At 68.4% G+C, this 20383-nt stretch carries 17 protein-coding genes and 5 pseudogenes; 14 read left to right on the top strand and 8 right to left on the bottom strand.

What is annotated here, in order from left to right:
• Position 1: 1 nt before the first annotated feature.
• Positions 2-757, top strand: a complete 756-nt coding sequence (locus Sri02f_RS37725; RefSeq protein WP_109005817.1) for a DUF3159 domain-containing protein — start codon at positions 2-4, stop codon at positions 755-757.
• A gap of 262 nt (positions 758-1019) precedes the next feature.
• On the opposite strand, the gene Sri02f_RS37720 is transcribed toward Sri02f_RS37725, so the two are convergent.
• Both Sri02f_RS37720 and Sri02f_RS37715 read right to left on the bottom strand, forming a co-directional pair.
• A complete protein-coding gene (locus tag Sri02f_RS37720; RefSeq protein ID WP_109005816.1) occupies positions 1020-1697 on the bottom strand; it encodes a potassium channel family protein in 678 nt (225 codons plus the stop codon).
• The gene (locus Sri02f_RS37715; RefSeq protein WP_069767482.1) at positions 1697-2365 is read right to left on the bottom strand and encodes a potassium channel family protein; all 669 of its coding nucleotides are present in this window, start codon (positions 2363-2365) and stop codon (positions 1697-1699) included. The genes Sri02f_RS37720 and Sri02f_RS37715 overlap by 1 nt, the downstream gene beginning before the upstream one ends.
• 438 nt (positions 2366-2803) lie before the next feature.
• Here Sri02f_RS37715 and Sri02f_RS37710 point away from each other — a divergent pair, with 438 nt between their 5' ends.
• From Sri02f_RS37710 to Sri02f_RS44385, 6 genes and pseudogenes are all read left to right on the top strand, one after another.
• Positions 2804-4915 carry an APC family permease gene (locus tag Sri02f_RS37710; RefSeq protein WP_109005815.1) on the top strand — a complete coding sequence of 704 codons (2112 nt, stop codon included), beginning with the start codon at positions 2804-2806 and terminating at the stop codon, positions 4913-4915.
• 104 nt (positions 4916-5019) lie between these two features.
• A complete protein-coding gene (locus Sri02f_RS37705) occupies positions 5020-6351 on the top strand; it encodes a class I SAM-dependent RNA methyltransferase (RefSeq protein ID WP_109005814.1) in 1332 nt (443 codons plus the stop codon).
• Positions 6352-6610: 259 nt separating this feature from the next.
• Positions 6611-6887, top strand: a pseudogene (locus tag Sri02f_RS43370) (fluoride efflux transporter FluC); the annotation flags it as partial.
• Positions 6888-6945: 58 nt separating this feature from the next.
• Positions 6946-7296: pseudogene (locus tag Sri02f_RS43365) on the top strand (low molecular weight phosphatase family protein).
• Positions 7297-7334: 38 nt separating this feature from the next.
• A pseudogene (locus Sri02f_RS37690) lies at positions 7335-8018 on the top strand (NAD(P)/FAD-dependent oxidoreductase).
• A 115-nt stretch (positions 8019-8133) separates the two neighbouring features.
• Positions 8134-9200 (top strand): IS630 family transposase gene (locus Sri02f_RS44385; RefSeq protein ID WP_445009694.1). Its coding sequence is split into 2 segments (ribosomal slippage): positions 8134-8577 and positions 8580-9200, totalling 1065 coding nucleotides; the frame shifts between segments, so codons are not numbered across the junction.
• A gap of 28 nt (positions 9201-9228) precedes the next feature.
• Here Sri02f_RS44385 and Sri02f_RS37675 read toward each other — a convergent pair.
• Positions 9229-10101: an SDR family oxidoreductase gene (locus Sri02f_RS37675; RefSeq protein ID WP_109005811.1), complete on the bottom strand. Its 873-nt coding sequence runs from the start codon at positions 10099-10101 to the stop codon at positions 9229-9231.
• Between the two features lie 144 nt (positions 10102-10245).
• Between Sri02f_RS37675 and Sri02f_RS37670 the strand changes: the two genes are divergently transcribed.
• Together Sri02f_RS37670 and Sri02f_RS37665 are read left to right on the top strand one after the other, a co-directional pair.
• Positions 10246-10650 carry a winged helix-turn-helix transcriptional regulator gene (locus Sri02f_RS37670; protein WP_109005810.1) on the top strand — a complete coding sequence of 135 codons (405 nt, stop codon included), beginning with the start codon at positions 10246-10248 and terminating at the stop codon, positions 10648-10650.
• A 222-nt stretch (positions 10651-10872) separates the two neighbouring features.
• Positions 10873-11472: an SMI1/KNR4 family protein gene (locus Sri02f_RS37665; RefSeq protein ID WP_159106853.1), complete on the top strand. Its 600-nt coding sequence runs from the start codon at positions 10873-10875 to the stop codon at positions 11470-11472.
• 344 nt (positions 11473-11816) lie between these two features.
• Here the strand turns inward: Sri02f_RS37665 and Sri02f_RS37660 are convergent, their stop codons facing one another.
• From Sri02f_RS37660 to Sri02f_RS37650, 3 genes are all read right to left on the bottom strand, one after another.
• Positions 11817-12578 (bottom strand): transposase family protein, encoded by a 762-nt coding sequence (locus Sri02f_RS37660; protein ID WP_109005808.1) that lies wholly within the window; start codon positions 12576-12578, stop codon positions 11817-11819.
• Positions 12579-12707: 129 nt separating this feature from the next.
• On the bottom strand, positions 12708-13550 hold the full coding sequence (locus Sri02f_RS37655) for an alpha/beta hydrolase (protein WP_245970974.1): 843 nt from the start codon (positions 13548-13550) through the stop codon (positions 12708-12710).
• A gap of 100 nt (positions 13551-13650) precedes the next feature.
• Positions 13651-14784, bottom strand: coding sequence for a hypothetical protein (locus Sri02f_RS37650; protein WP_109005806.1), 1134 nt, complete (start codon positions 14782-14784; stop codon positions 13651-13653).
• 109 nt (positions 14785-14893) lie between these two features.
• Here Sri02f_RS37650 and Sri02f_RS37645 point away from each other — a divergent pair, with 109 nt between their 5' ends.
• The 3 genes and pseudogenes from Sri02f_RS37645 to Sri02f_RS37635 all read left to right on the top strand — a co-directional run.
• The gene (locus Sri02f_RS37645; RefSeq protein WP_159106852.1) at positions 14894-15196 is read left to right on the top strand and encodes a transposase; all 303 of its coding nucleotides are present in this window, start codon (positions 14894-14896) and stop codon (positions 15194-15196) included.
• Positions 15193-15480 (top strand): annotated as a pseudogene (locus Sri02f_RS44285) (IS3 family transposase); the annotation flags it as partial. The gene Sri02f_RS37645 and the pseudogene Sri02f_RS44285, both read left to right, overlap by 4 nt.
• Positions 15481-15499: 19 nt before the next feature.
• Positions 15500-16111, top strand: a pseudogene (locus Sri02f_RS37635) (IS3 family transposase); the annotation flags it as partial.
• Positions 16112-16209: 98 nt separating this feature from the next.
• Here Sri02f_RS37635 and Sri02f_RS37630 read toward each other — a convergent pair.
• Both Sri02f_RS37630 and Sri02f_RS37625 read right to left on the bottom strand, forming a co-directional pair.
• The gene (locus Sri02f_RS37630) at positions 16210-17016 is read right to left on the bottom strand and encodes a nitrogen regulation protein NR(II) (RefSeq protein ID WP_109005803.1); all 807 of its coding nucleotides are present in this window, start codon (positions 17014-17016) and stop codon (positions 16210-16212) included.
• A gap of 152 nt (positions 17017-17168) precedes the next feature.
• The gene (locus tag Sri02f_RS37625; RefSeq protein ID WP_109005802.1) at positions 17169-18050 is read right to left on the bottom strand and encodes a helix-turn-helix domain-containing protein; all 882 of its coding nucleotides are present in this window, start codon (positions 18048-18050) and stop codon (positions 17169-17171) included.
• Positions 18051-18222: 172 nt separating this feature from the next.
• Between Sri02f_RS37625 and Sri02f_RS37620 the strand changes: the two genes are divergently transcribed.
• Both Sri02f_RS37620 and Sri02f_RS37615 read left to right on the top strand, forming a co-directional pair.
• Positions 18223-19239 carry a zinc-dependent alcohol dehydrogenase family protein gene (locus Sri02f_RS37620; protein ID WP_109005801.1) on the top strand — a complete coding sequence of 339 codons (1017 nt, stop codon included), beginning with the start codon at positions 18223-18225 and terminating at the stop codon, positions 19237-19239.
• Between the two features lie 58 nt (positions 19240-19297).
• Positions 19298-20251, top strand: coding sequence for an alpha/beta hydrolase (locus tag Sri02f_RS37615; protein ID WP_109005800.1), 954 nt, complete (start codon positions 19298-19300; stop codon positions 20249-20251).
• Positions 20252-20383: the final 132 nt, after the last annotated feature.

The raw sequence follows: 20383 nt of genomic DNA, 5'->3' as shown, positions 1-20383 counted from the left end.
GGTGACGTCGCTCGACAAGCCGACCGAAGACACGACCGCGCAGGACGCGGCCGACGCCCGGGCGGTGACCGAGGCCGCGCTGTTCGAGGCGTTCGGCGGCGTCCGCGGAATGGTCGAGACGGTGGTGCCCGGCCTGCTCTTCGTCACGATCTTCACGATCAACAAGGACCTGCACATGTCCGCGATCGCCGCGCTCGCGGTGTCGCTGGTCCTGGTCGTGGTCCGCCTGGTCATGAAGGACACGGTCAAGCACGCGTTCAGCGGGGTCTTCGGCGTCGCGTTCGGCGTCGTCTTCGCGATGATGACCGGTAACGCCAAGGACTTCTACCTGCCGGGCATGCTCTACACGCTGGGCCTGGCCCTTGCCTACATCGTCACGACCCTGTGCGGGGTACCGCTGATCGGGCTGATCCTGGGCCCCGTCTTCAAGGAGAACCTCTCCTGGCGGACCCGCAATCCCGGGCGCAAGAAGGCCTACGCCAAGGCCAGTTGGGCGTGGGGGCTGATCCTGCTGGCCAAGTGCGCGATCCTCTTCCCGCTCTACTGGTGGGCGAACACCGCGCAGCTGGGCTGGGTGCTCGTGGCGCTGAAGATCCCGCCGTTCCTGCTCGCCGTCTGGCTGACCTGGGTGTTCCTGGCGAAGGCGCCCGCGCCGATCGACGTGTTCGCGGAGATGGAGGCGGAGGAGAAGGCCGCAGCCGCTGCCGCGGAGGCTGAGGCGTCGGAGGCCGGTGGGCGGCACCGTCGGGACGGATAGTTGCCGGTGGCCCGGTGGCCCGGTGGCCCGGTGGCCCGGTGGCCCGGTGGCCCGGTGGCCCGGTGGCCGTCCCCGGGGGCTGCCGCCCCCGGACCCTCGCTCCGGCCCTGAACGGGCCTCGTCCTCGATCGCCGGACGGGTTGAGCGGTGCGGATCGGGGCGCTGAAAGGGGCAGCGGCGAGGCCGCAAGGAAGACCGCATGACGAGGGGGCGCCCGGAGATCTCCGGGCGCCCCCTCATCGTCGTATCCCTCGGACCGGGCTCAGCCGCCGGTGTCCTCCTTGCGGACCGACAGCAGGTCCTCCAGCTGCTCCTCCCTGGCCTGGGCGGCCACGAAGAGCAGCTCGTCGCCCGGTTCGAGCGAGTCCTCCCGGGTCGGCGTCAGGACCCGGGTGCCGCGGATGATGGTGACCAGGGAGGTGTCCTCCGGCCACTCCACGTCGCCGACCTGGGTGCCGGCCAGCGCCGACTCCTCGGGCAGGGTCAGCTCGACGAGGTTGGCGTCGCCGTGGCTGAAGCGCAGCAGCCGGACCAGGTCGCCGACGCTCACCGCCTCCTCGACCAGGGCCGACATCAGGCGCGGGGTCGACACGGCCACGTCCACGCCCCAGGACTCGTTGAAGAGCCACTCGTTCTTCGGGTTGTTGACGCGGGCGACGACGCGCGGGACGCCGTACTCCGTCTTGGCCAGCAGCGAGACGACGAGGTTGACCTTGTCGTCGCCGGTGGCGGCGATCACCACGTTGCAGCGCTGGAGCGCGGCCTCGTCCAGCGAGGTGATCTCGCAGGCGTCGGCCAGCAGCCACTCCGCCTGGGGGACGCGCTCGACCGAGATGGCGGTCGGCGCCTTGTCGACGAGCAGGACCTCGTGGCCGTTCTCCAGCAGTTCGCCGGCGATCGAACGGCCGACGGCGCCGGCTCCGGCAATGGCGACCCTCATCAGTGACCGTCCTCCTTGGGGCCCTCGGCGAACGAGGCCTCGACCTTCTCGACCTCGTCGGTGCGCAGCATCACGTGCACCAGGTCGCCCTCCTGGAGGACCGTCTGCGAGGTGGGCAGGATCGCCTCGCCGAGGCGGGTCAGGAACGCCACGCGGACGCCCGTCTCCTCCTGCAGCTTGCTGATCTTGTGGCCGACCCAGGACGCGGCGGCGTGCACCTCGGCGAGCTGGACGCCGCCGGTGGGGTCGCGCCACAGCGGCTCCGCACCCGAGGGCAGCAGCCGGCGCAGCATCTGGTCGGCCGTCCAGCGGACGGTGGCGACGGTGGGGATGCCCAGACGCTGGTAGACCTCGGCGCGACGCGGGTCGTAGATACGGGCGGCGACGTTCTCGATGCCGAACATCTCGCGGGCCACGCGGGCGGCGATGATGTTGGAGTTGTCGCCGCTGGAGACGGCGGCGAACGCACCGGCCTCCTCGATCCCGGCCTCGCGCAGGGTGTCCTGGTCGAAGCCGACCCCGGTGACACGACGGCCGCCGAAACCGGAGCCGAGTCGTCGGAAGGCGGTGGGGTCCTGGTCGATCACGGCGACCGTGTGCCCCTGTTGCTCCAGGGTCTGCGCGAGAGCGGAACCCACTCTGCCGCAGCCCATGATGACGATGTGCACGACCGTCCTTCCGAGGTCAAGAAGTAAAGAAGTCCATAAGTTTTCTGGCCTGGCCATGGCGCTCGGCCCTGAACAGGGTCTCAGACCGCCGCCCAAGCTACACACGCGCGGTCCTCGCAGGGCACCCCTGTGCACGGTCGGCGCGCGGTTCGCCCGATCTAACGCCGGCTGATGCTCCAGACACTCAGGTAGGTAAGGATTCCAAGGCCGACGAGGGTGCCGACGGCGCCGATGATCTCCGCGGTCGTGTGCATGGACCCTCCGAAGGGCGTCAGCGGGCGGGGGATTGTCATATAGCCATGCCGATCGACGGGCCTGCGGAATCCGCAACCCGGGGCCGGCCGATTTCACTCGGGAGGCAGACGCGGCGACCTGTCACCCGGCTGAGCCCGGGGGAGGGTGGGCGGTCCCGTGTTCGAAGGCCTACGATCCTCTGTTGTGTCCAAACTGACCGACGTGCCCAAACGGATTCTGATCGGGCGTGCACTGCGCAGTGATCGACTAGGAGAAACGCTCCTGTCGAAGCGCATCGCCCTACCCGTTTTCGCTTCCGACCCGCTGTCCTCCGTGGCCTATGCGCCCGGGGAGGTGCTGCTGGTCCTGTCCATCGCGGGCGTGTCGGCCTACCACTTCAGCCCGTGGATCGCCCTCGCGGTCGTCGTGCTGATGTTCACGGTGGTCGCCTCCTACCGACAGAACGTCCACGCCTATCCCAGCGGTGGCGGCGACTACGAGGTCGCCACCACCAACCTCGGCCCCAAGGCCGGGCTGACGGTGGCCAGCGCGCTGCTCGTCGACTACGTCCTCACCGTCGCCGTCTCCATCTCCTCCGGCATCGAGAACCTCGGCTCCGCGATCCCGTTCGTCGTCGAGCACAAGGTGGCCTGCGCGGTCGCCGTCATCGTGCTGCTGACGCTGATGAACCTGCGCGGCGTCAAGGAGTCCGGCAAGCTCTTCGCGATCCCCACCTACGTGTTCGTCGCGGGCGTCTTCATCATGATCGCCTGGGGGGCCTTCCGCGGGCTGGTCCTCGGCGACACGATGCATGCCCCGACCTCCCAGTACACGATCAAGGCCGAGCACCAGGGCCTGGCCGGTTTCGCCCTGGTCTTCCTGCTGCTGCGCGCCTTCTCCTCCGGCTGCGCCGCGCTCACCGGCGTCGAGGCGATCTCCAACGGCGTGCCGGCCTTCCGCAAGCCCAAGTCGAAGAACGCGGCGACCACGCTCGCGGCGATGGGGCTGCTGGCCGTCACCATGTTCTGCGGGATCATCGTCCTGGCCCTGGTCACCAAGGTCCGGATGGCCGAGAACCCGGCCACCGACCTGCTGAAGAACGGGGTCGGCGTCGGCGCCGGCTACGTGCAGAACCCGGTGATCACCCAGGTCGCCGAGGCCGTCTTCGGCAAGGGCAGCTTCTTCTTCGTCGTGCTCGCCGCCGCCACCGCCCTGGTGCTGTTCCTGGCGGCCAACACCGCCTACAACGGCTTCCCGGTGCTCGGCTCGATCCTCGCCCAGGACCGCTACCTGCCTCGCCAGCTGCACACCCGCGGCGACCGTCTCGCCTTCTCCAACGGCATCGTGCTGCTCGCCGGCACGGCCATGCTGCTGGTCGTCATCTACGGCGCCGACTCCACCCGGCTGATCCAGCTCTACATCGTCGGCGTGTTCGTGTCGTTCACGCTGAGCCAGACCGGCATGGTCCGCCACTGGAACCGCCTCCTGGCCACCGAGACCGACCAGGCCAAGCGCCGTCACATGGTCCGCTCGCGTGCGATCAACACCTTCGGCGCCTTCTTCACCGGCCTGGTGTTGGTCGTCGTCCTCCTCACCAAGTTCACGCACGGCGCCTGGGTCGCCCTGCTCGGCATGGTGATCTTCTACGGGACGATGACCGCGATCCGCCGCCACTACGACGGCGTCGCCGCCGAGATCGCCGCCCCCGAGGGCCCCAGCGACGACAGCGTCCGCCCCTCGCGCGTCCACTCGGTGCTGCTGATCTCCAAGATCCACCGCCCGACGCTGCGCGCCCTCGCCTACGCCAAGCTGATGCGCTCCGACACCCTGGAGGCGCTCACCGTCAACGTCGACCCGACCGAGACCAAGGCGCTGCGCGAGGAGTGGGAGCGGCGCGGGATCGACGTGCCGCTGAAGGTGCTGGACTCGCCCTACCGCGAGGTCACGCGACCGGTCATCGAGTACGTCAAGAGCCTGCGCCGGGAGTCGCCGCGCGACGCGGTGTCGGTGATCATCCCCGAGTACGTGGTGGGCCACTGGTACGAGCACCTGCTGCACAACCAGAGCGCACTGCGGCTCAAGGGGCGGCTGCTGTTCACGCCGGGCGTCATGGTCACGTCCGTCCCCTACCAGCTGCAGTCGTCCGAGGCGGCGAGGAAGCGGGCGCGCAAGCGGCAGGAGTGGAACGCCCCGGGTTCGGTGCGGCGCGGCCCCGCGCAGGTGGGCCGCCCCAAGGAGCCGTCGGGTTCCGCCTCCGGCTCCGCCTCGGGCTCCGGCACCGCGCCGGGCTCCCCGGGGCCGGACGACAAGCACTGACCCCCGCGCGCACCGGCGCGTGGTGAACGGCCGGACGACAGCCACGTAGACTGGTGGGCTGTTGTCCGGCCGTTCCTCGTTCGACGTTGTGGAGTCCCCCCGCCATGCAGGCAGAACCGAAGAAGTCGCAGGCGGCGTCCCTCGTCGGCGAGGAGTACGAGGTCGAGGTCGGTCCCGTCGCCCACGGCGGCCACTGCATCGCCCGTACCGAGGCCGGTCAGGTGCTGTTCGTCCGGCACACGCTGCCCGGTGAGCGGGTCGTGGCCCGGGTCACCGACGGCGAGGAGGGCGCGCGCTTCCTGCGGGCCGACGCCGTACGGATCCTGGAGCCGTCCAAGGACCGCGTCGAGGCCCCCTGCCCCTACGCCGGCCCCGGCCGCTGCGGCGGCTGCGACTGGCAGCACGCCAAGCCCGGCGCGCAGCGCCGCCTCAAGGGCGAGGTGATCGCAGAGCAGCTGCAGCGGCTCGCGGGCCTCACGCCCGAGGACGCCGGCTGGGACGGCACCGTGATGCCGGCCGAGGGCGACAAGCTGCCCGCCGGACAGGTGCCGCAGTGGCGCACCCGCGTGCAGTACGCGGTGGACGCCGACGGCAACGCCGGCCTGCGACGCCACCGCTCGCACGAGGTCGAGCCGATCGAGCACTGCATGATCGCCGCGGAGGGCGTCAGCGAGCTGGGCATCGAGCAGCGTGACTGGTCGGGGATGGAGTCCGTCGACGCCATCGCCGCGACGGGCTCCCAGGACCGCATGGTGATCCTCGAACCCCGGCCGGGCGCCCGCCTGCCGCTCGTCGAGCTCGACAAGCCCGTCTCCGTCATGCGCGTCGAGGAGCACGACGGCGGCATCCACCGCGTCCACGGCCGCGCCTTCGTCCGCGAGCGCGCCGACGGCCGGACGTACCGCGTCGGCAGCGGCGGCTTCTGGCAGGTCCACCCGCAGGCCGCCGACACCCTCGTCAAGGCGGTCATGCAGGGCCTGCTCCCGCGCAAGGGCGACATGGCGCTCGACCTGTACTGCGGCGTCGGCCTCTTCGCCGGAGCGCTCGCCGACCGCCTCGGCGAGAAGGGGGCGGTGCTCGGCATCGAGTCCGGCAAGCGCGCGGTCGAGGACGCCCGGCACAACCTCGCGGGCTTCGACCGGGTGCGGATCGAGCAGGGCAAGGTCGAGAGCGTCCTCCCGCGCACCGGGATCACCGAGGTCGACCTCATCGTCCTGGACCCGCCGAGGGCGGGGGCCGGCAAGAAGACGGTGGAGCACCTGTCGTCCCTGGGCGCCCGGAAGATCGCCTACGTGGCCTGCGACCCGGCGGCCCTGGCACGGGACCTGGGGTACTTCCGCGACGGCGGATACCGGGTACGGACGCTGCGGGCTTTCGACCTGTTCCCGATGACGCACCACGTGGAGTGCGTGGCGATTCTGGAGCCAACCCGATAGGGCTTCTGACCTGGGGTCTTCTGGGTCTGCTCCGTCTGTTCGACCTGTTTCCGCCTGAGCGCGACGTGGAGCGAGTCGCTGGTTGAGCCTACGGTCCTGACCTGCGGTTTCACCCCGTGGTGGGGAGGATGCACCCGTGTGTCAGGGTGCCTAAAGGGGCGGCGTGGAGCATTCTTGACGCTCCGGCGACGCTCGTCCTGATGGAGTGTCATGACGGGATTCCGGGGCGATTTGTGACGCGGAAGGTGGCGGTCACCTGTTGACGGATGGGACTTCCTCGGGCCGGTGCTCAGTCGTCGGTGCTCCGCTGCGATACCTCACCGACCGTGCCATCCAGGCCCGCCACGACACCGTCTTCCCGGGGGACCTTCAGCGTCAACGTCGCCGCCTGCGCCGGCCTTGGCTTCCTCACCGGTGCCACGACCGCCGCCTCCGTCCCCCAAGCACTGCAGCATCTCACCGGCTCCTTCGAGAGCCTGCGCCTGGCCGAGACCGGCGCGAAGTACTCCGCCGCGGCCAACGCCGTCGTTAGCGTTGCCGAGGACGGCTGCTCCCAGGCCGGCGGACTGCTTCCACAGTGCTGGCCGCTCGCAGATGGCCGTCGGATTCCTCTCCCACCTCGCGGGCGACCGCATCGAGGTCCGCTCGCCGGATCCATCCCAGGCGACCTGGCCGATCCCGTCGCTGTCGAGACGATGGCCGCGGTCGGCATCGACATCTCCGCCACCACGCCGAAGATCCTCACCACCGAGGCCGTCCAGGCGCCGGTCACGCCACCACCATGGGCTGCGGTGACGCCTGCCCGTCCCCGGCAAGAAATACCTCGACTGGGCCCTGCAAGACCCGGCCGGTAAGGGCGTCGACGCCGTCCGCCCGAGCCGCGACGAGATCAAGACCAGCATCGAGGCCCTCGTCGCCGAGATCGATGCCAAGCAGGAGGCGTGAGCGCCGCGACGCAGCCCGGCCAAGTGCGCGAGGTAGTCATGATCGGCTCCGGCCCCGTCGGCTACACCGCCGCTCTCTGCACTGCCCGCGCCCAACTCAATCCCCTGCTCTTCGGCCGCTCCATCTTCGTCGGCGGCTCGCTGACGACCACGATCGAGGTGGAGAACTCCCCGGCTTCCCCGACGGTGTCGACGGCCCCGTCCTGATGGAAGACATGCCGGCCCCGGCCGAGAACCTGGGTGCCGACGACGACATCGCGGCCGTCGACCTCACCGGCGACATCAAGCTCCTCACTGACTCCGCAGGCACTGTGCACCGGGCCAGGACGGTGATCATCGCGACCGGTTCCCGCTAAACAGCTCCTTCGGCGGTGTCGTCCTGCGTGACGTCTTCACCGGCGCCACCCGCGACCTCGACGTCACGGGTCTGTCCATCGCCATCGGCCAAGACCCGTGCACCGAACTCTTCACCGATCAAACTCGACCTCGACGCGAGGGCTACATCATTGTCGCCTCCCCGACGACGCGCACCAGCCTGCCCGGGTGTTCGCCGCCGGCGACGTCGTCGACCACGCCTACCGCCCCTAAACCATCACCGCCGCAGGCACCGGCGCCGCCTCAGCCCTGGACGCCGAGCGCTACCTCGCCGCCCGCAGCGCAGCAGAGGTTCCCGTACGATCTCGTCGATCAGGGAGCGGGACTGCGTGGAGTCGTCGTCGGTGACTACGCTGAGCACGGGCGTGGCTTCCTGACCCGCGCTGCAACGCGGGCCTACTGAGGTTGAACTCGTGGTGTCGTAAGGGCTGATGGCTCGTCGCCCGTGCGGTATCACCGGGGCATGCGGTATCCACAAGGAGGCGGGCTGACTGCCGAACGGCAGCAGTTCCGCGAGGAGTTACGGCTCAAGGCGGCCGAGCGGTTCGCCCAAGGCGAGGCGAGCTCGGTCATCGCCAAGGCGCTGCGCGTCAACGTCCGCTCGGTACAACGGTGGCGACAGAAGTGGGAGGAGGGCGGTCCGCGGGCCCTGCGGTCGCAGGGGCCAGCATCGCTGCCGAGGCTGAGCCAGGAGCAGTTCGCGCAGCTGGAGGCGGAGCTGGCCAAGGGGCCGGCCGCGCACGGCTGGGAGGACCAGCGCTGGACACTGGCGCGGATCAAGACGGTGATCGGTCGGCGCTTCCACATCGCCTACACGATCCAGGGCGTGCGGAAACTGCTGGCGCGCAACGGCTGGTCCTGGCAAGTCCCGGCCCGACGGGCCATGGAGCGGGACGACGAGGCTGTGGCCGGGTGGGTCAAGGAGGTGTGGCCCTGCGCGGAAGACTCGCGGCGGCCCGTGGAGCCTGGCTCGTCTTCGAGGACGAAGCCGGATTCTCCATGACGCCGCCGCACGCGAAGACCTGGTCACAACGCGGCCGGACCCCGGTGGTGCGGGTCCGCGGCCGCTCCCGCAGACGGATCTCCATCGCCGCGCTGACCTGCTACAAACCCGGCCACCGCTCAAGGCTCATCTACCGGCCCCGCCATGACGACGGCCGTCGCGATGGGCGCAAGAGCTTCTCCTGGCGCGACTACCGGGACCTGTTGATCGCAGCACACCAGCAGCTCGGCGGCCCGATCGTGCTCGTCTGGGACAACCTCAACGTCCACAAGGCCGCCGACCTGCAAAAGTTCGCCGAGGCCCGGGACTGGCTGACCATCTACTATCTGCCGCCCTACGCACCCGACCTCAACCCAGTCGAGGGGATCTGGTCCCTCCTACGACGCGGCTGGCTCTCCAACGTCGCCTTCAGCACCCCCGAACACCTCGTCCAGCGCATCCGGCGCGGCCTACGGCACATCCAGTACCGCAGCGAACTCATAGACGGCTGCCTCGCCGAGACCGGCCTGACAATCAGACCCACCTGAGTGACCCGGCCACATCACAAGTTCAGCCTCAGTCATGCAGGGCGACCGCGAGTGCCTCGGCCAGGGTCACGGGCGGGCGGCCGATCAGGCGGCGCAAGTCGCCAGAATCGGTGTACATCTCGCCGCGGTTCATGCCGCGGTCAGCGTCGGCGAGGACCTCCGCCAGCTCGGCGGGTAGGCCCGCGGCGGCCAGTCCCTTGGCGAAGTCGGTCACCGGGAGGTGAGCGTAGGAAACCTGCTTCCCGGCCGCAGCGGAGATCGCGGCGGCGAGCTCAGTCAGGGTGAAGGATTCGTCGCCGCCGAGCTCGTACACGGCGCCGGTGTGGCCTTCGGCGGTGAGGACGACCGCTGCGGCCTCGGCGTAGTCGGCGCGGGACGCGGCGCTGATCCGCCCCTCGCCTGCGGCGCCGACGACGGCGCCGTTCTGCAGGATCTGCGGCAGTTGGCTGGTGTAGTTCTCCAAGTACCAGCTGTTGCGCAGCAGCACGCTGGGGATTCCGCGGTCCCGCAGATACTTCTCCGTCTCGCCGTGCGTGGCGCCGATGATGGTGGTGGCCGTGTCCGCGTGCGTCGTGCTCGTGTACGCCACCAGCGACACGCCTGCGGACGCTGCGGCGTCGATCACGCGGCGGTGGTTGGCGACCCGCTCGCCCACGGGGACCGAGGCCGAAATCAGCAGCAGCCTGTCCGCCCCCGCGAATGCCTCGGCCAGGCCGTCCGTGTCCGCGAAGTCGGCGCGGCGTACCGTGATGCCTCGGTCGGCCAAATCCTTGATCCCGGCGATGTCCCGGCCGGTCGCGATGATGTCCGCGGCCGGGATCCCGCGCCGCAGCAGTGCCTCTACGGTGAGCCTGCCCAGCTGGCCGGTGGCTCCGGTGACGACGATCGGCATGGTGGTCATTCCTTCCATCCGCGCGTGCCTCGCACGCCTGCCGCGGTCCGTCCGCGGCGGGATGGAAAACAGAATGACCTGGACACTCTCTGTTGGGGAGTAGCCACTTATTGGTAGGGTACTTACCCGACCGATAGCATTGAGGTGAGCCCTATGGCTGCTGTCGAGAACGTGAGCGGGCCCACACAGTCATTCGATCCGTACGAACGCGGGTGCCCGTCGCGGGACCTGCTCGACCAGATCGGCAGCAAGTGGGCGGTCCTCGTGCTGGGCGAACTCGGCCGGAACGGGACCTCCCGGTTCGGCCAGCTCCGGCAGGCGCTGGCGGGCGTGAGCGAGAAGATGCTCACCCAGACGCTGCGCACCCTCGAACGCGACGGGCTGGTCAGCCGGACCGTCTACCCAGAGGTGCCGCCGCACGTGGAGTATGAGCTGACCGCGCTCGGCCAGACGCTGCGGGAACCGCTGAAGTCGCTCACGGAGTGGTCCGTGCTGCACATCGAAGAAGTCATCACCGCCCGCGAAGAGTACGACGACCGCACTGAGCGCACCCGGTAATCGCGGCGGCCGACAGTCTGGTCATAGACGGCTGCCTCGCCGAGACCGGCCCGACAATCAGACTCACCTGAGCAACCCGGCGACACCACGAGTTCAACCTCAGTAGTCAGAGACCTTACGGATAATTCGGGAAGATACGCCATCCGCATGGCGCCCCGGAATCGATCCGTCCTGAGCATTGCTCTGCGGAGGCGTCATCGTAGGACAGGAAAGGAGTGTGCGTTGTCACAGGAGGTACGGATACAGCATGCGTGGACGCGAATCACCAAATGGTTGCAAGAAAATGCGCCGCGCCATGCTGAAGCAATTAATCCTGGGGTTGACCAGAGCATGATCGATGCGGCTGAGGAGGAAATGGCGACCACGCTTCCCCCCGAGCTTCAGGCGTGGCTGCTGCTGAACAATGGCAGTACTGCCAAGGACGTGCTGGAGGGATGCCTCTATCAACCGCACCCGGACTCGGTTTTCCTGCCCGGCGACAATGTCTTCCTCGACCTCGGCCAGGTCGTGGACGAGTATCGGGATCTCCTCGCTGGTGGGGCGGACTGGCAGCCCGAGTGGATCCCCTTTGCTCAGCAATCCGACGCCCCCTACGGATACTTTCTCGATTCCGGTGCGGGCTCGGCACAGGCTCCGGTGATGTACTTTGCGGAGGCAGCCCTTCCGAAGCTTGCCTTCCCCTCTCTGGCCGACTTCCTCGAGGCGACGGCCGACACCCTGGAGGGCAGGGGCGGGATCCGCGCTCTGGGGAATCGGGTTCCGTACGAGCCGGCCGTTGGCGAGGGATTTCTGCGCTGGAAGCGAGCGGAGACTGCTCCCTGAAGCTGCGTCAGAGGTTTCGCAGAAAAGGGCTCCGGAAGCACACTTGCACTTCCGGAGCCCTTTTCTATGCGTATGTCATATCACGTCGCAGACATCGGCGCTCATCGCGCAGTTGTCGAAACCCGGTAGGCCGACCCAGTAGTCGTCCTTGTTCTGTAGCCGGTTCCGGTTGATGAAACCCCCAAAGAACGACATCGACTGACTGTTCTGGTTACTGGACATGCTGGAACGGCCGCACACCTCCCCGCCGACTGGTAGGTCGTAGTTGTCGTCGCTGAGAAGCGTCCAATGTCCGCTCGACTGCTTGACCGCGTACGTCGAAAGACATTGAGCCTTTTCCAATCTCAGACCCATGTTATGTGAAGGGCGAGGACGGCCTGTACGAGGCCGGTAATGCGGGTGGTGCTGCACCGCAGTTTGCGCAGGAGACGCCAGCTCTTCAGGGTGGCCATGGCCTGTTCGCCGACGGCACGGATGCGCGCGTGGGCGACATTGACGGCCTGCTGGCCGACTGGAAGGTTACGGTGTTTGCCACGGAAGGGCACCCGTACGGTGCCGCCAGCGCCCTGGTAGCCCTTGTCTCCGTAGCAAACGAGGCCGACCTCGGCCAAGGCGTCGATGATGCCGTGGGTGCGCGCGGCCTTGATGTCGTGCACGGCGCCGGGCAGCGCGGCGGAGGCCCACAGCAGGCGGCCGAACGGGTCGGCGAGGACTTGGACATTCATGCCGTGCTTGCGGTGCTTGCCTGAGTAGAAGGGCCGGTCGGCGGCGATCCGGTCAATGGGCAACAGGGTGCCGTCCAGGATCACGAACGCCTTGGCTGCCGCGCGCTTGAGGGCCTGTTGAAGCGTGGGGACCAGCGCGGCCAGGAGGTCCACGGCCTCGCGGATGTAGCGGTAGACCGTGGCCACACCTATGCCGAAGGAGGCCGCGAGTCGGGTGTAGGTGTCACCGCAGCGCAGGTGGGCCAGGACGAGCAGGGCCTGCCGATTGGGGGGCAGGCGACGCCAGCGGGTGCCGACCTGTCGGCGGCGCTCGGCGAGCTTCCCGGTCAGGAAGCGCAAGTGTGAGCTGGACAGGTCGATCGCGGACGGGTAGGCAAGCACGACGGCGCTCCTGTTCAAGCGAGTGATCTTGGTTGTGAAGCCGCCTACCAGGAGCTTCATGTCTTTATGCGACCAGGACGCAGCTCAACTCACCGCAGTCGGCGTCAGGTTGAATGATGCGTGTATCGATCAATCCTCGTTGGGACGCGACAGCCAGCGCAGAGCGTCCGGAAGCAGGACCCCGCCGTGGTTGGGACTGTGTCCGCCGTCCCCCAGGACAAGGCGGAAGTCGTAGCCCGCTTCAGCGAGAGCGGCTGCCACGCGCAGGTTTTCGGCGAGCCAGTTCCACTGTGGCTCATTCCAGTGCAGGTCGCGGTGGCCGCCTTGCATGAAGATGCGCAGCGGCTTGCGGGGGACGCGGGAGATGAGGTCTGGGTAGGGGTTGCCGGCCGGCATCTGCGCGAAGCTGGAAAGGTAGCCGATGACGCGGCGGAACTTGTCCGGACGCAGCCAGGCGGCCGTGAAGGCGCAGTTGCCGCCGCTGCTCCCGCCGCAGATACCCCACCTTTCGGGCGACTGGGCGATGGTATAACGCTCCGCAACCTGCGGGATGATCTCGGTGAGGAGGAAGGTGACGTACCGGTCGTCGAAGGCGTCGTACTCGTTGTTGCGGTTCTTCGGCTTCTCCGCATCGGGGAAGACACCAGGATCGACGAACACACCGATGGTGACGGGGATGTCGCCGCTGTGGACGAGGTTGTCCAGGACGATCGCGCCGCGTACCTCCCCTGCGGGGTCCAGGTACCACCATCCGTCCTGGAACACGATCAAGGATGCCGGTACCGCTGGGTCGTACTGTGCAGGCAGGTGTACCCAGAACTTCCGGAAGGTTCCCGGGTAGACCTCGCTGGCCCTCCACTCGAACTCGACCGTCTCACCGGCGGGCACGCCCGGCTGTAGAGAGGAATCGGGCCCGTGAACGTAGCGCACGTCGGACTGGTCGATCGGAAGTGGCTGGTAGGGCATCTCCATGGTCACGGGGAGCAACCGTAGAGCGATCACCACCCTTGACCGCAAGGGATTTTCGTCCGGATGCTCCGCCTCGCAGCTTCAGCACGAGGTTGGAAAAGGCTCATTTAGTCGGGTCGTCCACCGGCTTGGTTCCGTCCTTGTTGGCAGGCATGCCCGCACTCTGGTAGCTGTTGGCGAAGGCGAACTCGTCGCAGGCTGAGCTGTCCTCGCCGGACGAGCTCAACTCCGGGGACATGCCGATGTCTGTACGCCGGATGTAGGCGGGCGTGGGCGGGCAGATCACGTTCCGGCTGTCTGTGGTAGTCGAGTCGTCTCGGTTCATGTATGTGAGCGACGTACCCCCGTTCTTGCGGCCGAAGTATTTGTTGTTGCGTGTCTGGACGAGCCAGGCATGGGCGGCGGCGGCCGGGAATTGTTTGGCGTTCATGACGTAGGTCGGCTTGTAGTACTCGAACACGCAGCCGGGATTGGTTGTGACCGTCCTGTCACAGCGAAGCTGCGAGTACCGGTCTGTGCTGACGGCGACCACGTTCTTGGACGGCGCCCCTGCGACGGTGGCTCCGAGCTTCCAGGTCACACCGACCAGCTCTGAGGTGCGGGCCTGCTGCCAGAACAACCCCATCTGCGCGTCGCCGACGTGCCGGTCGCCGGCTCCCCACTCCCAGGTGGAGGGGGTCTTCCAGATGACATTGCTGGTAGTGCAGTCGAACGCGCAGGTCTCGGCGAGGGTGATGGTGACCGGTGCCGTAGTCGCCACACCGGTGGCGCTGGTCGGGACGAGCTTCAGCGTGGTGTTCATGCCGTTCTCGTCGTTGTGCGCCTTGATCTCCGCCTGGACGTCGAAGTCCATGGTGCCGATGATCTCCCCGTCCTCGTTGCTGATGACGACGGGTATGTGCTCCTTCAGGCATGCTTCAGTGCGGTTGATCCACTGCACATGGTTGTTGAAAGGCTTCGCGTCGCACCATTCAACGAAGCTCCCGGAACCGGCCGCCTTGACGGCCGCGACAGAGGCTGCCGACGTGGCCGAGGGACCGGCCGGTCCGGTTCCGTTGATCACACTCAGGCTGACGTCGGTGGGAGTGGTGTCGTCAGCGGGCTGTTCGACGCTCTTGTCCGGATCACCGAAGATGACCTCTGGCAGCTTCGACTGGTCGCCAGGCGCGAAGGCGATCGCGTCCCACGCGATGTCCTTGTCGCCGGTGCCACCGCTGTTGAAGTTGGATAGCCGCACCTCGGGCAGCTTGTCCGGAAAGCGGTAACCACCCAGGGACTGAGGTTCCCCCGAGATGCGGAGTGTGTTGACAGAGGGTCAGATGGTTCTCATGAGAGGAACATCGACCATGGCTGCCCCCAGGAAGTACTCGCTGGAGTTGCGTGAGCGTGCGGTGCGGATGTACCGGGCCTCCGAGCCGAAGCCGCAGATCAAGAAGCTGGCCGTCGATCTCGGTGTGCGCCCGGAGGCCCTGCGGGGCTGGATCCGGCAGGCCGATGCCGGCGAGCGCGACGACCGGCTCACCACTGACGAGCGGGCCGAGCTCGTGGCGCTGCGCAAGGAGAACGCCCAGCTCAAGCGGGCCAACGACGTGCTGCGGACGGCCTCGGCTTTTTTCGCGGCGCAGCTCGACCCGACCCGGCCCAGGTGACGGGGCTCCTCGACGAGCATCCCCGCCTGGGGGTCGAGCGCGTACTGCGGGAACTGCACATCGCCTCCTCCGCCTACTACCGCTGGCGCCGCGCGGAGAAGGAGCCGTGCGAACGGCGTCGCCGCGACGTCGAGCTGACCGAGCGGATCAAGGAGATCCACGCGGAGTCCGGCGGCAACTACGGCTCGCCGCGCGTGCACGCTGTGCTGAAACGCGAGGGCGTCCATGTCGGCCGCAAACGGGTCGAACGCCTGATGCGCGAGGCCGACATCGCGGGCGTCAGCCCGCGGCGCAAGGGCTTCACGCGCCGGGATCCGCAGGCCACGCCCCGCCCCGGACCTGGTCGAGCGGGACTTCACCGCACCGGCGCCGAACCGGCTGTGGGTCACCGACCTGACAATGATCCCGACCGGCGAGGGACCGTTGTGGCTCTCGGCGATCCGGGACGCGTTCTCCCGCCGGGTGGTGGCCTGGGAGACCTCTGCCCGCGCGGACGCCGACCTGGTCCTGACCACGCTGGAGTACGCCCTCGCGTCCCGCGAGGCCGAGCCCGGCAAGCTCGTCCATCACGCCGACCACGGCTGTCAGTACACGTCCATCAAGCTCACAACTCGTCTGGTGCGAGCGGGGGTTCAGGCGTCCATGGGGTCGGTCGGGGACTCGTTCGACAACGCGCTCGCGGAGAACCTGTGGATGCTGATCAAGACGGAGTGCGTGCGCGGCCGGGTCTTCGCCACACGTGCCGAGGCGAACCTCGCGCTCTTCGAGTACATCGACGGTTTCTACAACTCCCGCCGCATCCAGGAACGGCTCGGCTTCCTCAGCCCGATCGAGTTCGAGGAGAAGCACTACGCCGAGCAGGCGACGGCCGATCCAACGAATCTGAACACCCGTCAACCCTCTCTGACCAGCTGATCAGCACCTCCCGCGTGACGGGGGAACCTCAACCCGGTGCTCGTGCTCGTGCAGCCCGGCTCGGCGCAGAGCCTGGGCGATCTGCTGGGCCACCGCTGTCACATCTCGGGAGCGGTCGGGCCGTCTGAGCCGTAGACGATCAGCATGCCCAGTTGGACGCCGTCCGCCTCCAGGGACAGGGCAAAGGGAACCGCGTCCGCGGCTTCATCGGGGAACGGGCCGTCCGAGGAAGAGGGCCGATCCAGGTCGGTCCAGCCGCCCGCGCCGGCCGGAAGGCCGTTGTCCTCCGGCTGCAGGGGCGGAACCAGCCGCGCCGAGTGCAGATAGAGCTCCGCCGCTGTGGCCCCCAGGGCGGCCGGCGCCACGTCCCTGACGGCGTGGGAAACCTGGGCGAGGGTGATCGCTCCGGCCAGGGCGGCTGTCAGGTCGTACAGGTGCTGCAACTGGGCGCGGGCGGCCTGTTCGGCGGCCAGCAGCCGCGTCCGGTCGACCTCGGTGGCCCAGCGGAACGCCACCTCCCGGTTCAGTGCCTCCACCTGCTGGCTGGGCACGACGAACCCGTCGGACGCTCCGGCCTCGACGAGATGCAGTTGCAGAGCCGGCTGTGGGCCGTCCCACCAGGTGGCCCGTGCCCCGTAACAGCGAAACCGCCGTATGCGGCCGTCGGCGTCCTTGAAGACCAGCGCGCCGGGCACGGGACTTCCGCTCCGTAGCCACGCAGCCAACTGCTGACGCAACTGCGCGGTGTCGTCCGGCCGTAGGTCGAACACGCCGGCGCCCGGGCGCAGCCGGTCGTCGCAGCGGACGGCTGCGGGGTTGGCGGCCAGGACGCGGCCGTCGGCCCCGCAGAGCAGCACCGGATGGGGCAGTGGTCTGGTGATGGCCCGGAAGAGGCCAAGGGTCATGGAGCCACAGCCCGGTCGCCGAAGTACTCACGGCCGCTCACCGTCTCGACGTCCACGTCGGGGACCAGGTGCACCACCAGGCACGGGCCTTCCTCTGTGCCACGCGACCGGCACGATCCGCCGGCTGCTCCTACGGCGGCGGCCGGTCGCGGTCAGCTGAGGGGGGAGGAGGCCGGCAGGTCCTGGTCGGCAGCCCAGGAGGCGAGGATGCGCAGTCGTTCGTGGGTGGGGGAGCCCGGGGCGGCGGTCCAGACGGTGAGGTGCTGGTCGGGGTCGGTGTTGGCGGTGAGGGTGTCCCAGTCCAGGACGAGTTCGCCGACGACCGGATGGTTGAGGGTCTTCGTGCCGACGGTGCGGGCGGCGACGTGGTGTTCGCCCCACCACCGGGCGAACTCCTTGTCGCGCAGGGATAGTTCACCAACCAATTCGATCAGGCGGGGGTCCTCGGGATACTTCGCGGCTTCCATCCGCAGCTGGGCAACGGCGATCTGCGCCGAGGTCTCCCAGTCGGCGTACAGGTTGCGCATCGCGGGAGTGGTGAAGATGATCCGCGGATAGTTGCGGTGCTTTTCCGGGACGCGGGAGAAGTCGGTGACCAGCGCGGCGGCCAGCGCGTTCCAGGCCAGGATGTCGCCGCGCCGGCCCTGCACGATGGCCGGGGTGGCGGTGAGGTCGTCCAGGACACGCTGGAGCTGCGGCTGGACCTTCTGCCGGCCTCGGCGCCGGGCGCGGGTGGTGGTCTTGCCCGCGAGCTGGAAGAGGTAGCCGCGTTCGTCGTCGTCCAGATGGAGCACCCGGGCGAGGACATCCAGCACGGGCGCCGATGCCTGCATGCGGCCCTGTTCGAGTCTGGTGTAGTAGTCGGTGCTGATGCTGGCGAGCTGGGCGACCTCCTCGCGGCGCAGCCCGGCAACCCGGCGGGGCTTGCCGGTTTCGGGCAGTCCGACCGTGCGGGGGCTCAGCTCGGAGCGGCGCTTCTTGAGGAATTCTCCCAGCTCATTGAGGGGGACGTTGGCGGTCATGCTTCCCAGCATGACACCGATTCCACCCGGAAAAGGGGGGAGGATTTACTCCCAGGATGTTCTCATCCCAGGATGAATTTCTCCGCTTTTCGTGCTTGCCCTCGCGTGTGAGGCTCGATGTCGAGCAGCCGATCGCGATCACCGGCTGCGCGCTCACCGATCCTCGCACCGAAGGAAGCCCCCCATGCGCGGAGCAGTCATCTACGCCCCCGGCGACGTCCGCTTCGAGAACCTCGACGACCCGAAGATCCTCAACCCGACAGACGCGATCATTCGCACGGTCGCCACCTGTGTGTGCGGCTCGGACCTGTGGCCCTACCGCGGCGCGGAACCCATCGGCGACCCGCACCCGATGGGGCACGAGTACGTGGGCATCGTCGAGGAGGTCGGCAGCGAGGTCGCCAACGTCAAGCCGGGCCAGTTCGTGGTCGGCTCCTTCGCCACCTCGGACAACACCTGCGTGAACTGCCGTAACGGCTGGCAGTCGTCCTGTCTGCACCGCGAGTTCATGAGCACCTGCCAGGCCGACTACGTGCGCATCCCCAACGCTCACGGCACCCTCGTCGCCACCGACGAGCACCCGGACGCCGAGTTCGTGCCGAGCCTGCTCGCCGTGTCCGACGTGATGGGCACCGGCTGGTACGCCGCCCTCGCCGCCGAGGTGAAGCCCGGCTCGACGGCCGTGGTCGTCGGTGACGGAGCGGTCGGCCTGTGCGGCGTCATCGCCGCCAAGGAGCTCGGCGCCGAGCGGATCATCGCCATGAGCCGCCATGCGTCCCGGCAGCGGCTCGCCCTCGAATTCGGCGCCACCGACGTCGTCAGCGAACGCGGCGACGAAGGCATCGCCCGCGTCAAGGACCTCACCGGCGGCATCGGCGCGGACTCCGTGCTGGAGTGCGTGGGCACCGCCGAGTCCATGCGGCAGGCCCTGCACTCCACCCGGCCCGGCGGCAACGTCGGCTTCGTCGGTGTCCCGCACGACGTGTCGGTTGACGGCGAGGAGCTGTTCTTCTCCCACGTCGGCCTGCGCGGCGGCCCCGCCCCGGTCCGCCGTTACCTGCCCGACCTGATCGACCGCGTCCTGTCCGGCCGGATCAACCCGGGCAAGGTCTTCGACCTCACCCTGCCCCTGGACCAGGTCGCCGAGGGCTACAAGGCCATGGACGAGCGCCGCGCCATCAAGGCGCTCCTCAAGCCCTGACCCCCACCCCCCCCCGTGACCGGCTGCCCCTGTCAAGCGCCACAGAAGTGAGACAAGAATGCCTGCAGCAGACAACTACATCTTCGACCTGGACGAGAACGTCACCCGCAAGCCGGTGTCGTACGAGAACAGGTACGGGATCACCATCTCCGCGGACCACTACCAGCCGAAGGACTTCGACGCCTCGCAGGAACACCCCGCGATCATCGTCGGCGCGCCGTACGGCGGCGTGAAGGAGCAGGGCCCGGGCATCTACGCCCAGAACCTGGCCCGGCGCGGATTCGTGGCCCTCGCCTTCGACCCCTCCTACAACGGCTACAGCGGCGGCGACCCGCGACACGTCTCCTCCGCCGACGTCTTCAGCGAGGACTTCCATGCGGCCGTCGACTACCTGGGCACCCGTGACTTCGTGAACCGGGACCGTATCGGCGTCGTCGGCATGTGCGGCAGCGGCGGCTTCGCGCTCAGCGCGGCCCAGGTCGACCGGCGCATCAAGGCGGTCGCCACGGTCGTCATGTACGACATCGCCCGGATCGCCTCGGAGGGCTGGCAGGGCTCTCTCACCGCGGAGGAGCGAGGCGCCATGCTCGACGCGATCGCCGAGCAGCGGTACGCGGACTTCGAGGCCAACGCCCCCGCCCTGACCCCGCGCGGCGCGCCCATCGGATTCGACGAGAACAGCAACCCGGTCGGCCGTGAGTTCGGCGAGTTCTACTCCACTCCCCGGGGCTACCACCCGAACTCCATCACCCAGTTCACGCTGACGAGCAGCATGTCGCTGATGAACTTTCCGCTGCTGTCGAAGATCGAGTGGATCTCGCCGCGACCCATCCTGTTCATCGTCGGCGAGAAAGCCCACTCGCGGTACTTCAGCGAGGACGCCTACGAACTCGCGGCCGAGCCCAAGGAGTTCTACGCCGTCCCGAACGCCGGCCACGTCGATCTGTACGACAGGACGGACCTGATCCCGTTCGACAGGCTGGAGGAGTTCTTCAGCAAGAACCTCGCCTGATCGCACGCCGCCCTCGCGTACGGCCGCACCGGACGGCGCCGGGCGCACATCGTCCCTGCCTCGGCCCCCTCCCGCCCAGCATCCACACCGTCGGGCCCGCATCACGGTAGCGCGAATGCGGGCGGGAGCCAC

The organism is Streptomyces rishiriensis, assembly GCF_003112535.1.
Taxonomy (GTDB): Bacteria; Actinomycetota; Actinomycetes; order Streptomycetales; family Streptomycetaceae; genus Streptomyces; species Streptomyces rishiriensis.
Note: the sequence above shows the minus strand (reverse complement) of the source record. Positions and strands in the feature narration are given on the sequence as shown.